The sequence below is a fragment of the Streptomyces sp. NPDC026246 genome (assembly GCF_055567995.1).
In genome coordinates, this window is the sequence record NZ_JBVHPJ010000006.1 from 247,741 (window position 1) to 261,402 (window position 13,662).

12 protein-coding genes are annotated in these 13,662 nt (G+C 72.0%); 6 read left to right on the plus strand and 6 right to left on the minus strand.

Features of this window, described 5'->3' with window-relative positions; genetic code table 11:
* The first annotated feature begins 144 nt into the window (after positions 1-144).
* Positions 145-519 carry a response regulator transcription factor gene (locus ACZ4M5_RS17545; RefSeq protein ID WP_467737678.1) on the plus strand — a complete coding sequence of 125 codons (375 nt, stop codon included), beginning with the start codon at positions 145-147 and terminating at the stop codon, positions 517-519.
* A gap of 18 nt (positions 520-537) precedes the next feature.
* Here the strand turns inward: ACZ4M5_RS17545 and ACZ4M5_RS17550 are convergent, their stop codons facing one another.
* Entirely contained in the window at positions 538-1,770 is a 1,233-nt protein-coding gene (locus tag ACZ4M5_RS17550; RefSeq protein WP_467737680.1) for a sensor histidine kinase, read from the minus strand.
* A gap of 262 nt (positions 1,771-2,032) precedes the next feature.
* Here ACZ4M5_RS17550 and ACZ4M5_RS17555 point away from each other — a divergent pair, with 262 nt between their 5' ends.
* The 3 genes from ACZ4M5_RS17555 (at position 2,033) to ACZ4M5_RS17565 (ending at position 5,138) form a co-directional block, all read left to right on the plus strand.
* Positions 2,033-3,109 (plus strand): HEAT repeat domain-containing protein, encoded by a 1,077-nt coding sequence (locus tag ACZ4M5_RS17555; RefSeq protein WP_467737682.1) that lies wholly within the window; start codon positions 2,033-2,035, stop codon positions 3,107-3,109.
* A complete protein-coding gene (locus ACZ4M5_RS17560; protein WP_467737684.1) occupies positions 3,106-4,635 on the plus strand; it encodes a glycosyltransferase family 2 protein in 1,530 nt (509 codons plus the stop codon). The genes ACZ4M5_RS17555 and ACZ4M5_RS17560 overlap by 4 nt, the downstream gene beginning before the upstream one ends.
* A gap of 68 nt (positions 4,636-4,703) precedes the next feature.
* Entirely contained in the window at positions 4,704-5,138 is a 435-nt protein-coding gene (locus ACZ4M5_RS17565) for a VOC family protein (protein ID WP_467737686.1), read from the plus strand.
* Between the two features lie 75 nt (positions 5,139-5,213).
* Here ACZ4M5_RS17565 and ACZ4M5_RS17570 read toward each other — a convergent pair whose 3' ends face one another.
* The 5 genes from ACZ4M5_RS17570 to ACZ4M5_RS17590 form a co-directional block, all read right to left on the minus strand.
* On the minus strand, positions 5,214-6,638 hold the full coding sequence (locus ACZ4M5_RS17570) for a cellulose binding domain-containing protein (protein WP_467737688.1): 1,425 nt from the start codon (positions 6,636-6,638) through the stop codon (positions 5,214-5,216).
* A 130-nt stretch (positions 6,639-6,768) separates the two neighbouring features.
* Positions 6,769-8,313 carry a beta-N-acetylhexosaminidase gene (locus ACZ4M5_RS17575; RefSeq protein WP_467737690.1) on the minus strand — a complete coding sequence of 515 codons (1,545 nt, stop codon included), beginning with the start codon at positions 8,311-8,313 and terminating at the stop codon, positions 6,769-6,771.
* A gap of 39 nt (positions 8,314-8,352) precedes the next feature.
* Positions 8,353-9,240 (minus strand): carbohydrate ABC transporter permease, encoded by an 888-nt coding sequence (locus tag ACZ4M5_RS17580; RefSeq protein ID WP_467737692.1) that lies wholly within the window; start codon positions 9,238-9,240, stop codon positions 8,353-8,355.
* Positions 9,237-10,223: a carbohydrate ABC transporter permease gene (locus tag ACZ4M5_RS17585; RefSeq protein ID WP_467737694.1), complete on the minus strand. Its 987-nt coding sequence runs from the start codon at positions 10,221-10,223 to the stop codon at positions 9,237-9,239. Before ACZ4M5_RS17585 ends, ACZ4M5_RS17580 begins: the two co-directional genes overlap by 4 nt.
* A gap of 86 nt (positions 10,224-10,309) precedes the next feature.
* Positions 10,310-11,575, minus strand: a complete 1,266-nt coding sequence (locus ACZ4M5_RS17590; RefSeq protein ID WP_467737696.1) for an extracellular solute-binding protein — start codon at positions 11,573-11,575, stop codon at positions 10,310-10,312.
* Positions 11,576-11,832: 257 nt separating this feature from the next.
* Between ACZ4M5_RS17590 and ACZ4M5_RS17595 the strand changes: the two genes are divergently transcribed.
* On the plus strand, positions 11,833-12,675 hold the full coding sequence (locus tag ACZ4M5_RS17595; RefSeq protein WP_467737698.1) for a GntR family transcriptional regulator: 843 nt from the start codon (positions 11,833-11,835) through the stop codon (positions 12,673-12,675).
* A gap of 208 nt (positions 12,676-12,883) precedes the next feature.
* Positions 12,884-13,657, plus strand: a complete 774-nt coding sequence (locus ACZ4M5_RS17600) for a polysaccharide deacetylase family protein (protein ID WP_467737700.1) — start codon at positions 12,884-12,886, stop codon at positions 13,655-13,657.
* The last annotated feature ends 5 nt before the right edge of the window (positions 13,658-13,662 follow it).

Here is a 13,662-nt window from a genome sequence, read left to right on the forward strand (position 1 = left end):
CCCCGGTGGCACCGGCGTGACCGGGCGACCGCGACGTCTCTGCGCGATACTCGAAAGCCCCGGCGGGCGGCCGGGCGACGGGCGGCGCCGTGGTCGCCTGCCGCCCTATCCGCGCGCGAGTTGTGCGCTGACAGGGAGTGTGCCGTGGCGACCATTCTGGTGGCGGACGACGACGAGGACGTCCGGGACGTCGTGTCCTTCAAACTGGGCAGCGCCCATCACACCGTGCTGGCCGCGCAGGACGGCCCGGAAGCCTTGCGGATCGCCAGCAGCCGGAACCTGGACTTGGCCGTGCTGGACGTCCGTATGCCGGGCCTGACCGGTGTCGAGGTGTGCCGGCGGTTGCGGCAGAACCCCGCGACGGCGGCGCTGCCGGTCATCCTGCTGACCGCGCAGTCCGAAGAGGGCGATGTGGAGGCCGGGTTCGCGGCCGGCGCGGACGACTACATCGCCAAGCCCTTCAGTCCGCGCGAGGTGGGCAGCCGTGTCCAGGCCGTGCTCGCCCGCGCACGGTCCTGACCGGCGCCGCCGGAGCGTTCAGTCCCGCGTCCCCGGCGGGTACGGCAGATGGCAGGTCACCGTCGTTCCCCCGCCGGCGGCCGCGTCGACCGTGAGGGTGCCGCGGTGCGCCACCGCGATGCGCTGGCAGGTGGCCAGACCGATCCCGGAACCGGGTGCGGCGCCGGTGTCCAGCCGCACGAAGGGCTCCAGCACGTGACGGCGCTGTTCGGCGGGGATCCCCACTCCGTTGTCGGTGACACGAAGGTTCCAGCCGTCCGCGTCGTTGTCGCAGCGTACCTCGATGCGCGCGGGCCGGTCGGGACGGCGGTACTTGACCGCGTTGGCCACGAGATTCTGCAGGAGCCTGCGGATCTGGGTGCCGTCGCAGGGGACCACCGGCAGCATGCCGAGACACACGTGTGCCCGCGCCCGCGTCAGTTCCGCCCGCAGGTCCTCGACGGCCTCCTGGGCCAGTACCTGCAGGTCGGTCTCCGCGAGGTGCAGCCCTCCACCGGTGCGAGCCAGGGCCATGGCGGCCTCGATGGTGCGGTTCATGCGAGAGGTGGCCGCCTCGATACGGCCGACGAAGGCCGCCGCCTGCGCGTCCCCGGTCACCCCCGGCAGCTCCGCCAGCAGGCCCGCGTGGCCGGTGATGCCGGTGAGCGGGTTCTTCAGGTCATGGCTGACCTGACCGGCGAACTGCTCCAGCGCCGTGTTGGAGCGTTCCAGCTCGGCCCGCACCTGGTCGGCGGCCAGCAGGGCGTGATGCAGCAACTGCCGGTGCCGGTGCAGGTCCAGGACATCCACGACGAGGGACGCCAGATCGTCCAGCGCTTGCCGCTGCCGATCGGTCAGCGACCGCACCTCCTGGGCGAACACGCACAGGGTGCCCAGCGTCTCGCCCTCCGGTGAGTGCAGTTGGGAGGCGGCGTAGAACCGTACGGCGCCCGCGGCGGCGGTCACCCAGGGATTGGCGGCGAACCGCGAGTCCTGCCGTGCGTCCGGCACCAGGACCTGGCTGGTGGCGCGGATGCTCACCGCACACATGGAGTCCGAACGCGAACACACCGAGGGGGCGATGCCCACCGCGGCGATCTGGTGCTGGTGGTCGGCGGAGATGATGTTCACGGCGGCCTGCGGAGCGTCGCACACCCGCGCGGTCAGCCGGACGATGACGTCCAGGTCCGGCGGTGCGGGCGCCCCGACGATGCCGTAGCGCTCCAGCACCGCGAGACGGCGGTGCTCGGCGGGGTCGTCGCCGGCGTCCACGAGTTGGGCCTCCCTGCCCCGGAGTCACACATGTGCGGTTCTCGGCAGCTTCACCCGGCCCACCGATGGCCGCAACACCGGCTGTCGCGTCCGCTTCCCGCCGCAGGAGTGCATCCCCCGTCACCGCCGCCCTCCGCGCGGTGGCCGGTCATCCCTGCGGGGGACGCGCCGTGGCAAACGCACGAGGTTCCTTGGCCCGCGCCCGTGCACCGCCGCAGGCTGGCCGCGTGGGCGACGAAGGGGGCCGACAGCGGTGCGTACGGTGGCGCAGACGGTTCTGTCGGTGTCCGCGGCCTGGGCGGCGCTCTGCCTGCTCGCGCTCTGCGTCATCCGGACGGTGCGCAACCGCCGGGAACGGGCCGTCCGGGGTGCTGCGACGGCCGCCAGACACCTCGTCGTGGAGACAGCGGGCGGTGAGAGCCCGTCGGCCGGTGCGGCGCTGGTCGCGCTGGACCGGCAGTCCTGGCAGGCGGTGGAGCCGGCTGTCACCCGCCTGCTCAGCCGCGTCAAAGGAGGCGCGCACCGGGCGCTCACCGATGTCCTGGTGCAGCGCGGCGTCGTCGACACGGCCCTGGCACACGCCGCCAGGCCCCGATCGCTGCGGCGGGCCCGGGCCGCGACCGTGCTCGCCCTGACCGGGCCCAGCCTGCGGACGGACCCCGTGCGCGGTCCCGAGGCGCTGCGCGTCCTGCACGGCCTGCTGGGCCACCGCAGCGTCACGGTGCGCGAGACGGCGGTCCGCGCCCTGGGGCGGCTCGGTGACCCGGTCAGCGCGGGTCTGCTGCTGGCCGCCCTGGACGCGCCCCGGACCGTCGCCCCCGGCCTGGTCGGTGACGCCCTCGTCCGCATCGGGCCGGCCTCCGTCCGGGCGCTGACAGCAGCGGCCTCAGGCGGCGACGAGCAGCACCGGGCCCTGGCCGTGGAACTGCTCGGCCTGATCCGGGACCGCCGGGCGCTTCCGGCCCTGTCGGCGGCACTGGACGACCCCGCCGCGATGGTGCGGGCGGCGGCCGCGGCGGCTCTGGGCCGGGTCGGCGAACCCGCGGCCGTCGCCGCGCTGACCACGATCGTCCGCACCGACTCCTCCGGCCGGGTCGTGGCGGCCGCCGCCGAAGCGCTCGGTCTGATCGGTGACGCGAGCGCGGTGCCCGCACTGGAGCAGACGCTCCGGCACGGCAGCTACCGCCCGGCCCACACCGCGGCCCGCGCCCTGCTGCGTCTGGACCGGCCGGGACGCAGGGCGCTGACCGACGCGGCGCGTGGCGCCGATCCCGCCGGGGCGCACGCCCGTGAAGCCCTCTCCTGCGCCATCGACCACCGAGGAGGCACCGGCCGGTGAAGGACATCGCCGTCACCCTCGTCCACCTCAGCCAGTACCTGGTGATCGGCTACTTCCTCGCGCTGAACACCGTGTACCTGGTGCTGCTGGTGGTGGCCGGACGCACCATCCCCCGTCTGGCGCGGCGCCGCCGGTTCACCGGCCTCGACGACCTCGCCACCAGCCCGCTCAGCCCACCGGTGTCGATCGTCACCGCCGCCTACAACGAAGAGCCGACCATCGTCGAGAGCGTGCGCGCCATGCTCGCCCTGCGCTACCCGCGCCACGAGGTCGTCCTGGTCGACGACGGTTCACGCGACGGCACCTTCGACCGGCTCCGCGAGGCCTTCGGGCTCGTACCGGTGGAACGCGTGCGCCCCCAGGAGGTCACGTCCCGGGAACCGGCCCGGGCCGTGTACGTCAGTACCCACTCCGTGCCCCTCACCGTCGTGCGCACCCACAACTCAGGGAAGGCCGACTCCCTCAACGTCGGCATCGACCTGGCCTCCCACCCGCTGGTGTGCATGGTGGACGCCGACTCCCTGCTGGACGAGGACGCCCTGCTGACGCTCGCCCAGCCGTTCGTCGCCGATCCGCTGCACGTCGTCGCCGCCGGGGGCGTCATCCGTCCCGTCAACGACAGCGTCGTACGCCACGGGCAGGTCGCCGAACCCCGCATCCCGAAGAGCTGGCTCCCGCGCATCCAGGTCGTCGAGTACCTGCGGGCGTTCCTCATGGGCCGCACCGGCTGGGCCCGTCTGCACGGTCTGCTCATCATCTCCGGGGCCTTCGGGCTGTACCGCCGTGACGTCCTCGTGGAGGTCGGCGGGATGAACGCCGACTCCCTCGGGGAGGACTTCGAACTCGTTGTGCGCCTGCACCGGCACCTGCGCGACCGGCGCCGCCCCTACCGCATCGAGTTCATCCCCGAACCGGTCTGCTGGACGGAAGTCCCCGACAGCGGGCGCGTGCTGGCCCGGCAGCGCAGACGCTGGCACCGGGGCCTGTACGAGACGCTGCTGCGGCACCGGCGGATGCTGCTGCGTTCCCGCTACGGCGTCATCGGCATGGTCGCCTATCCCTACTTCGTGCTGTTCGAGCTGCTGGCCCCGCTGCTCGAGGTGTGGGGTCTCATCACGGTCTGCGTCGGCTTCGGGTTCGGTGTGGTCTCCGCGTCGCTGGCCGTGCTGTTCCTGCTGGCGGCCTTCGGCTACGCCGTGCTGCTGTCGCTGCTCGCCCTGCTGCTGGACGAGCTGGGTCTGCACCGCTACCGCCGTCTCGGTGACCTGGCCGCGGCGGCCGCGGCCACCGTCGTCGAGAACCTCGGCTACCGGCAGCTCACGGCCCTGTGGCGACTGCAGGGGTGGTGGGCGTCGCTGCGCAACGGGACGCCTGTGTGGGGCGAGATGACCCGCAGCGGTTTCGCCGGGACCACCCCCCTCGACCACGGCAGTCACGCCACGGTTCCGGAGACGACGGCCGGGCAGGCCCCGGCCGGTGCGCGACTGCCCGCGGCGGCACCCCGGGACCGGGGTACGTCCCACTGAGCCCGACCCCGTGGCAGGCCGGCGAAAAGGAGCGGAGGAGCGGCGAAGTCCCCTGCTATGGTGCGCCGATGCCGACGATCAGGAAGTTCCAGGTCACCTTCGACTGCGCGGATCCGGAGCGGGTCGCCCGCTTCTGGTGCGAGGTGCTGGGGTACGTGGCACCGCCACCGCCGGAGGGTTTCACGAGCTGGGCCGACTACGAGGACTCGCTGCCCGCGCAGAAGCGGGGTGCGTGGTTCGCGTGCAGTGACCCCTCGGGCGAGGGGCCGCGGCTGTACTTCCAGCGGGTGCCCGAGGGCAAGGTGGTCAAGAACCGCGTGCACCTCGACGTGCGCGTCGGCACGGGCCTGGTGGGCGAGGAGCGGCTGGCCACGCTGCGGGCGGAGTCCGAGCGGCTTCTCGCGCTCGGGGCGACGCAGGTGCAGGTGCTGCTCGCCGACGAGGAGAACGAGTCGTGCATCGTGATGCAGGACGTCGAGGGCAACGAGTTCTGCCTCGACTGAGTCACGGCCCTGGGTGAGCAGGGCTGCCCGTCGGTGCGGCGGGCAGCCCTGGCGTGTGCGGGGCCGCTTCCGTGGCTAGGCGTTGGGGACCGTGTCCTCGAAGGTCGTGCCGGACGTGCGGTAGGCGTTGATCTTCGCCGTGACCTGCGCCGGTGTGAGGACCTGGTCCTTGACGTGCAGGACGTAGTCGATCTGCTGGTCGTAGGCGCGCGGAGTGGTGCTCGTCTGGCCCGCGAGGTCGATCAGCCACTGGTTGAAGTTGATCGACATGGGACGCTCGGGCAGGTAGGCGGCGTCATGGGTGCCGAACCGCTGCCCGTCCACGTAGTACGTGATGTTGTTGTTGTCGATCGTGAGCACCAGGTCGTGCCAGCCGGCGTAGCTCTGCCGCGACTCGGTGTGCTGGTTGACGGCCTGCCACGGATCCGGGTTGTACGTCTCCCAGGACGTGGTGTACAGGATGTTGGCGGGCTCGCCCCAGCCGCCGTTGGGCAGGTACTCGAAGTCGTACTCGGCGTAGTCGTCGGCCATCGGCGCCTTGAGGTCGTTGATGGTGAAGAACGTCTGGACCAGGTGGTCGCCGTCGGGGCCGGAGACGGGCGCGTCGGAGAACTTGACGCGGGCGGCGTACGTGCCGTTCCTGAACTTCGTCGCCTTGGTGAGGACTTCGGTCTGCTTGGTGCTCGCGGCCGTTCCCGCCGTCGACGTGCGCAGGTTCATCACGGAATTGCCGCCGGACGCCGCGAAGGTCACGTTCTCGGGCGCCCAGGTGGCACCCGGCACGCCGGGCCCGCCCGAGTTGGCCCGGACGTTCCAGCCGTTCGCGGAGATTCTCGGGTCGCTGTGGCCGCTGTAGTTGAAGTCGTCGAACAGCGTCTGTCCGCCCGCCGGCGGGTCGGTGGGCGGATCGGTCGGCGGATCGGTCGGGTCGTTGCCCTCGGGGGCCGTGCCCCACACCGTGCTGCCGGAGACCTGTGCGGTGACCTTGGGCCAGTCGGCGTACGTGGTGCGGCCGGCGCCGAAGGAGTAGTCGTCGCTCTGCTTGAGGGGCTGCCAGTCCGTGCGGTGGAAGCGCAGTTGCATGTCCCCGGTGTCGGCACCCGGCGCGAGGCTGCCGGCTCCGGCGGTGAAGCCGATGTCGAGGTAGCGGTCGGCGGTGGCGGTGGGGTGCGCGAGGGTGCCGAACGTGCCGGTGATGTTGGCGCAGCCCTTGACGGCCCAGGAGCAGGCGAAGCGGTAGGCGGCCCCGGCCGAGTCGGCCTTGAAGTAGTAGCGCACCGTGACGGTGGAGAGCTGGACGGGGACGGCCCCGGTGTTCCTGACCTTGAGCCAGGGTTCGGACTGGTCGGCCGTGGCGGAGCCGGCACCGGTGCGGTACTGGACGGTGACGGTCTCGCCGGCGGCGCCGGCCGTACCGGTGAGGGCGGCGAGCGAGGTGGCTGCGGTGGCCACGGCCACGGCGGCGATGCGCCACCGCTGGGGAGTGGTGCGCCGTTGCATGCTGTTTCCTTCCGGGTGGGGGCGGGTCGTCCCGCCGCTCGGGGCGGCCGGACGAACACGGACGGTGCTGTGCTGGTGCCGGGTGGTGTGCTGTTGTGTTGTGCCGTGGTGCGTCGTGCCGTGGTGCGGCTCAGGGGTGGCGGCCGACCCGCAGGGCGTCGAGGCGGGCCGTGTGGCCGGCCAGACGGGAGCTGAAGTCGGACCAGGGGGTGGGCCCCGTCCAGCCGGCGTCGGCCAGGGCGCACAGCCGGGGGTAGGTCAGGTACTCGATGCGGGCCGGTGTCGCGGCGTACTCGGTCCACAGGTGGGCCTGGGTGCCCAGGATGCGGGCGGCCGCCTGCGGCGATGCCGCTTCGGGTACGGGATCGTGACCGTGGACGTCCCGCAGGCCGACGACGCCGCCGGGCTGGCCGGGCGGCTCGTCGGGGCCGGGGCTCTGCGGATAGTCCAGATAGGTGGCGCGGTGATAGGAGTTGATCACGTCGTGGCCGCGCCGGGCGGCGTGCAGGGCGTGTGCGGGGTCGCGCCAGGCCATCGCGGTGAAGCCGGGGGGCAGTTCGGTGCCGGTCTCCGCCCAGGCCACCGGGCGCCGTCCCCGTCGGGTGAGGAAGGCACCGACGCGGTCGAGGAACCAGCCGTGCAGGGCGGCCGGCCCGGCCAGCCCCTCACTCCGGGCGCGGCTTCTGGCCGCCGGGCTCCGCTCCCATTCGGTCGTGGGGCATTCGTCGCCGCCGATGTGCAGATGGTGCGAGGGGAAGACGTCCATGACCTCCTCCAGCACGGTCCGGCAGAATTCGAGGACCTCCTCGTGGACCCCGAGGATCGTGTCGCACACGCCCCACCGCGTCCACACGTCCAGGGCGCGTCCGGGCTGGTTGCCCAGGTGCGGGTAGGCGGCCAGGGCGGCCCTGGAGTGGCCCGGCATCTCGATCTCGGGCATCACCGTGACGCCGCGTGCCGCCGCGTGGGCGACGAGGTGGCCGAGCTCGGCCCGGGTGTAGGCACCGCCGTGGGGTCTGCCGTCGTGAGGTGTGCCGTCGTGGTGGTCGCCGCTCGGCCCGCTCATGGACCCGCGCCGGTGGCCGCCGATCTCGGTGAGCTTGGGGTAGGCGGAGACCGGCATGCGCCAGCCCTGGTCGTCCGTCAGGTGCAGATGGAAGACGTTGATCTTGTGCAGGGCGAGGAGGTCGACGTAGCGCAGCAGGTACGGCAGGGGCTGGAAGTGGCGGGCCACGTCGAGCATGGCTCCCCGCCAGGGCAGCCGGGGGACGTCCGTGATGTCGGCGCAGGGCAGGGTCCAGCGCACGCCCGGTCGGGGGGTCGCGGCCAGGGCCTGCGCGGGCAGCAGCTGACGGAGGGTCTGTACGCCGCGCAGCAGGCCGGTGAGGGTGCGGGCGCGCAGGAGCACGGAGCGGGGTCCGATGGTCAGTCCGTAGCCCTCGCCGCCCAGTCCGGTCAGGGCGGTGTCGAGTGCGAGGACGACGGGGCCGTCGGCGGCCGGGGGCAGCGCCAGCCCGGTGGCGGGTGCGAGGAGGGTGCGCAGGAGTTCGGCGGCGGGCTCGGCGCCCGCGGTGACGCGTACGCGGGTGTCGGTGCCGAAGGTGAACTCCCCTGCTTTGTAGCGGGCTTTGGTGGGTCGGGGCACGAGCGCGGTCCGCGGCGGGGACGGGGTCACGGCTGTCTCCGGAAGGGTCACGGCTGAGCGGGGGCGGGCTCAGCCCTTGACGGCGCCGGCGGCGAAACCGGCGGTCACATGGCGTTGGAGGAGGAGGAAGACGACGAGGGCGGGGAGTGCGAAGAGGGTGGAGGCGGCCATCGTGGCGCCCCAGTCGGTGCCGAAGACGTTCTGGAACGAGGAGAGCCAGACCGGAAGGGTGCGGCTGTCCTGCTGCTTGATGATGAGGAAGTTGGCGTAGGCGAACTCGTTCCAGGCAGTGATGTAGCCGAACAGGGAGGTGGCCATCAGCCCGGGTGCGAGCAGAGGGAAGGTGATGTGGCGGAAGGCGTGGCGGCGTGTGCAGCCGTCGACCTGGGCCGCCTCCTCCAGTTCCGGTGGGATGGCGGCGATGAAGCCGCGCAGCACCACGATGGTGAACGGCAGCGTCATCATGAAGTACACGAGCGTGAGGGTGGGCAGCCGGTCGAGCATGCCGGTGTCCCGGGAGATGATGTACACGGGGATGATCAGCGCCTCCCAGGGTGCCATCTGGGCGATGAACACCAGCAGCGTGAACTGCCGCCGGCCGCGCCATCGCATACGGGCCACCGCGAACGACGCGCCGAGCGCGACGACGAGGGCGAGCAGGACGGCACCGGCGGTCACCAGCAGGCTGTTGCGCCAGAACAGGGCGAAGCCGTCCGCCGCCACCGCGGCACGGAAGTGCTCCGTGGTCCAGGTGTGCGGCAGGAGTCGGGGTGTGTCCGACTGGATGTCCCGGCTGGGTGTGAACGCGGTGGTGATCATCCAGTAGACAGGGAAGAGGCACACGGCGATCGTCAGGCAGGCCGCGCAGCCGAGCAGCAGGCGCCGGCGGGCAGAGGGGCGGATGCCGGTGCCGGCACCACGACGGGGGGACCTGGCTGTCAGGGGACCGGCGCTCATACGGCTTCGCCCTCCTGGCGGAACATCTGGCGGAAGTAGAGGACGAGTACGCCTGCCATCAGCAGGACGGTGACCAGGGAGGCGGCCGAGCCGAGGTCGTAGCGCTGGCTCGACAGAGCGGTCTGCACGGCGTAGACGGGCAGGATGGTGGTGGCGTCGCCCGGTCCGCCGTTGGTCATGACCCAGATCTGCACGAACGCCTTGAAGGTCCAGATGACCTCCAGGGAGAGGACCAGCATGAAGATCGGCCGGATCAGCGGGAGCGTGACCGCGCGGAAGACGCGCCCGGCCGAGGCGCCGTCGATGCGGGCCGCTTCGTACAGTTCCGCGGGGACGGTCGTCAGGGCGGAGTAGAGGGTGATGGCGGCGAAGGGCACCGACTGCCAGACGATCAGCAGCACGAGGATGATGAAGGCCGCCGGACCGTGGGCGAACCAGGGGTAGCGGTCGAACGAGGAGAAGCCGAGCTGCTGCAGCGCCCAGTTGACGACGCCGAACTCGGAGTGGAACAGCCACTGGAAGACGGTGGTGGCGGCGATGACCGGCATCGCCCAGGCCAGGACGAGCGCGCTGAGCACGGCCGTTCGCCCCAGCCGGCCCAGCCGCTCGACGAGCAGGGCGACCAGCATGGCCAGCAGCATGATCAGGACGACGTTCACGGCCATGAAGACGAAGGTGCGGCGCACGACCTGCCAGAAGCGCTCGTCCGTCAGCAGCGTCCGGTAGTTGCGCAGGCCGACGAACCGGGCGTCTCCCCGGATCAACTGCCGGAGCTGGAAGTCCTGCAGCGAGATCAGCACCGCGCGGGCGAGCGGGTACAGCAGGAGGTACAGCATGCCCAGGACCGTGGGGGCCACGAGCAGGTAGGGCCACGGGCCCGCCCGGCCGGCCCGTGGTGCGCTCCCGCGTCGCGGCTTCGCGGGTGGCCGCGCGGGAGGGCGGGGTCGGACGGGTGGCGCACTGGAGTCGCGGACGACCGACACGGTGTCGCCTCCTCGGGTGTCGTCAGGGGCCTGTACGGCGGGGCCGCGCCGGAAGGCCCCGGGGCGGGCGGTGCGGCGGTGGCGGATCAGGAGCCGTTCATGGCGGCGGTGATCGCTGCGGAGGCCCGGGCCGCCTCCGCCCTGGCGTCGGCACCGGTGAGCACCGCGGTCATGTAGTCCTTGATGGGGTTCTTGGCCTCGACGGCGGCCCAGCCGGGGGTGTTGGGTGTCGCCCTGCCGACGGCGGCACCGGCCGCCATGGCCGAGGCGCCGGGGTCGGAGGCGACCGCGTCGGCCAGTGTGGTCTTGTTCGGGACGTAGCTCATGGCGGCGGCGAGCTTGCGCTGCCAGGCGTCACCGGTGAGTTCCTTGACGAAGGTGAACGCGGCCTCCGGTTTGGCGGACGCCGCCGGGATGACGAGGTCGGAGCCGCCGATGAACACCGAGCCGGGGCGTTCGGCCGTCTTGCCCGGGACGGGGAAGAAGCCGAGCTTGCCCTTGAGGTCGGGGTTGTTCTCGGTGACCACGTTGGCTCCGCCGGGCGTGGAGATGATCTGGGCCACCTGCCCCTTGGCCATCACCTCGGCCTGGGGCGGCTCGGCCTCGTCGGAGTCCTTGGGGCCTTTGCCGAGGGCCTGCAGCTTCTTGTAGAAGGCCATGCCGCGCAGCGCCTGCGGCGTGTCGAGTGCGCCCCGCCAGTCCTCGCCCGACCGTGTGGCGAGGTCGCCGCCCTCGTCCCAGATGAAGCCGGCCAGTGCATACCACATCCGGCCCGGCAGGTAGATGCCCTGGGTGCCGCCCGAGTCGAGTTTCTCGGTGGCGGCGATCCACTGGTCCCGGGTCTTGAGGGAGGCCGCGTCGACACCGGCCTTCTCGAACAGGTCGGTGCGGTAGATCACGACCCGGTTGGCGGCGTAGTACGGGATGCCGTACTGCTTGCCCTCGAACGCACCGGGTTCGGCCAGACCTTCGAGCCAGTCGCCTCCCCCGAGTTCCTCGGCCCTGTCGCTGAGGTCGAGCAGGCCGCCGCTCTGCGCGTACTGCGCGACCTGGGTGTTGCCCGTCTCGATGACGTCCGGGGCGTCGTTGCTGGCGAGGGCGGCCGTGACCTTCTCCCCGATGCCGTCCCACTCCTGGATCTGGACCTCGACGTCGATGTCGGGGTGGGCTTCCTCGAACCCGGCGACGAACTCCTTCTGGAACTGCGCCGAGACGCTGTCGCGCATGAGCCAGACGTCGATCGTCGTGGCGCCGCCGGCGGAGTCACCGGACGATCCGGAGCCGTCACCGCAGGCGCTGACGCCCGAGACGATCACCAGTGCGGTCAGTCCTGCAAGCGTGCGGAGCTTCACGGTTCACCTCTGGAGGTAAGACGCCAAGGAATCTGACCAGTTGAGCCACTGGACAGGTGACCTCTCGTTGGTCGATGAAAATGGCATAGACCAATAGAGGCGTCAATCCCCCGCGTTCCTACGGGTTTTGGGGCGCGTCAGCTCGTGAGTGCGACCCTCGCGACTACCCCGCGCTTGACCAGCAGGCGTTGAGTGGTAAAGAGTCCCCAGGACGGGTCGGAGAACATTCGCGTACGGCGGGGCGGGAGCGGTCGGGCATGGGCGCTGACGGGTCGGGGGCGGTACTCAAACGGGAGCGGGTCCGGGACCACATCCTCCAGCTCATCGAGTCGCTGCACCCGGGGGACGCCATCCCCTCGGAACGGTCCCTGTGCGCCACGCTCAAGGTCTCCCGCCCCACGCTCCGGGCGGCGGTGGACGAACTCGTCGCCGCGGGGCTCCTCGTGCGCGAGCACGGGCGGGGCATGTTCGTGGCACCGGAGAAGATCACGCAGGAACTCGTCTCGGACTCCCACGGCATGGTCCTGCCGCAGGCGTCCGGCGCCTGGTCGAGCCGTCTGCTGGAGTTCGCCACCATCACCGCGGGCGCCCGGGTGGGCCGCAAACTGCACCTGTCCCCCGCCGCCGAGATCGTCTACGCGGCGCGCCTGCGGCTGGTCGACGGCGCCCCGATGGCCATCGAGCACCTGCACATCCCGGCGGACCTCGTCCCCGCGCTCACCGCACGGGAGTTGGAGACGGGCGACCTCTACCAGCACCTGCGCGAGCGGCACCGGGTGGAGGTCAGCGACGCGACCCAGACGATCGAGCCCACCGTGGTCAGCCAGGCGGAGGCGCGGCTGCTGGGTGTGCCCGAACTGTCGCCCGCGCTGCTCTTCGAGCGCCACACCAGCGACACGCGGGGGCGGCCGGTGGAGTACGTCCACTCGATCTACCGCGGCGACCGCTACCGCATCGTCTCCCGGTTGAGCCTGAACGCGTCGGACCGGCGGCCGGCCCCACCCGGCACGGGGGTGACACCGGGGGTCGCGCCTCAGGGGGCGGGCCAGTGGGAACCCAGCGTCCCCGGGGCGCCGGGGGAGACAGCCGGGGGCGCTTGACGGAACAGGACGGCGAGGACCGGCTCTCCACGGCGCTCCTCGCGCTTGCGCCGACAGCCAGGCGACGGGTGCGCCGGTTGTCCGCGAACCCCCGCGGAATCGTCCGGAATCCGTAACGGGCGGATCCCGCAGCCGTCGGCCCTCGTCCTGTCGGGTGGTCGTGAGACGACCGGGGGCCGGACGGGAACTGCGGGAGAGCGGGGCGGACATGGCGCGACACGGTGGCGGGCGGGGCTGGTACGGCAAGGTCGTGGGAGCGGCGCTGGGGGTGACGGTACTCGCCACCGGCGCATCGGTGTGGACCGCGCAGGCCGGCGCCACCGACGCCCCGGCGCCGAAGGCGACCGCATCGGCCTCGCCCGTCGGTGACGTCCAGCCGGTCGCGGTCACCATCGCGCATGCGTCGGAGAAGGGGGCCCGGGGCGTGAACATCACCATCGACGACGGCCCCGACCCCGTGTGGACCCCTCGCGTCCTCGACGTGCTGCGGCAGTACGGGGTCAAGGCCACGTTCTGCATGGTGGGCACCCAGGCGCAGGCGCACCCCGACCTCGTCAGGAAGGTGGTCGCGGCCGGGCACCGGCTGTGCGACCACTCCGTCTCGCACGACACCGCCATGGACAAGAACTCCACGACCTACCAGTCCCAGCAGATCCTCGACGCCGAACGCATGATCACGAAGGCGTCGGGAGGCGTCCGGCCGATGTACTACCGGGCGCCCGGCGGGGCGTTCACCCCGTACAGCCGGGAACTCGCCGCGTCGCGGGGGATGCGGCCGCTGGGCTGGAACGTCGACACCAAGGACTTCGAACGTCCCGGCGCCGACGCCATCGTGGCCACGGTCCAGCGGGAGCTGGCCAACGGGCCGACCCTCCTCTTCCACGACGCGGGCGGCGACCGCTCCCAGACCGTCGAGGCCCTGCGCCGCATCCTCCCCTGGCTCGAGCAGCAGGGCTACGCGTGCGGGTTCCCGGTGCGTTGAGGACC

Coding starts and splice junctions, on each gene's coding strand:
- ACZ4M5_RS17565 (WP_467737686.1), top strand. CDS start 4,704: ATGCCGACGATCAGGAAGTTCCAGGTCACCTTCGACTGCGCGGATCCG.
- ACZ4M5_RS17570 (WP_467737688.1), bottom strand. CDS start 6,638: ATGCAACGGCGCACCACTCCCCAGCGGTGGCGCATCGCCGCCGTGGCC.
- ACZ4M5_RS17580 (WP_467737692.1), bottom strand. CDS start 9,240: ATGAGCGCCGGTCCCCTGACAGCCAGGTCCCCCCGTCGTGGTGCCGGC.
- ACZ4M5_RS17595 (WP_467737698.1), top strand. CDS start 11,833: ATGGGCGCTGACGGGTCGGGGGCGGTACTCAAACGGGAGCGGGTCCGG.
- ACZ4M5_RS17600 (WP_467737700.1), top strand. CDS start 12,884: ATGGCGCGACACGGTGGCGGGCGGGGCTGGTACGGCAAGGTCGTGGGA.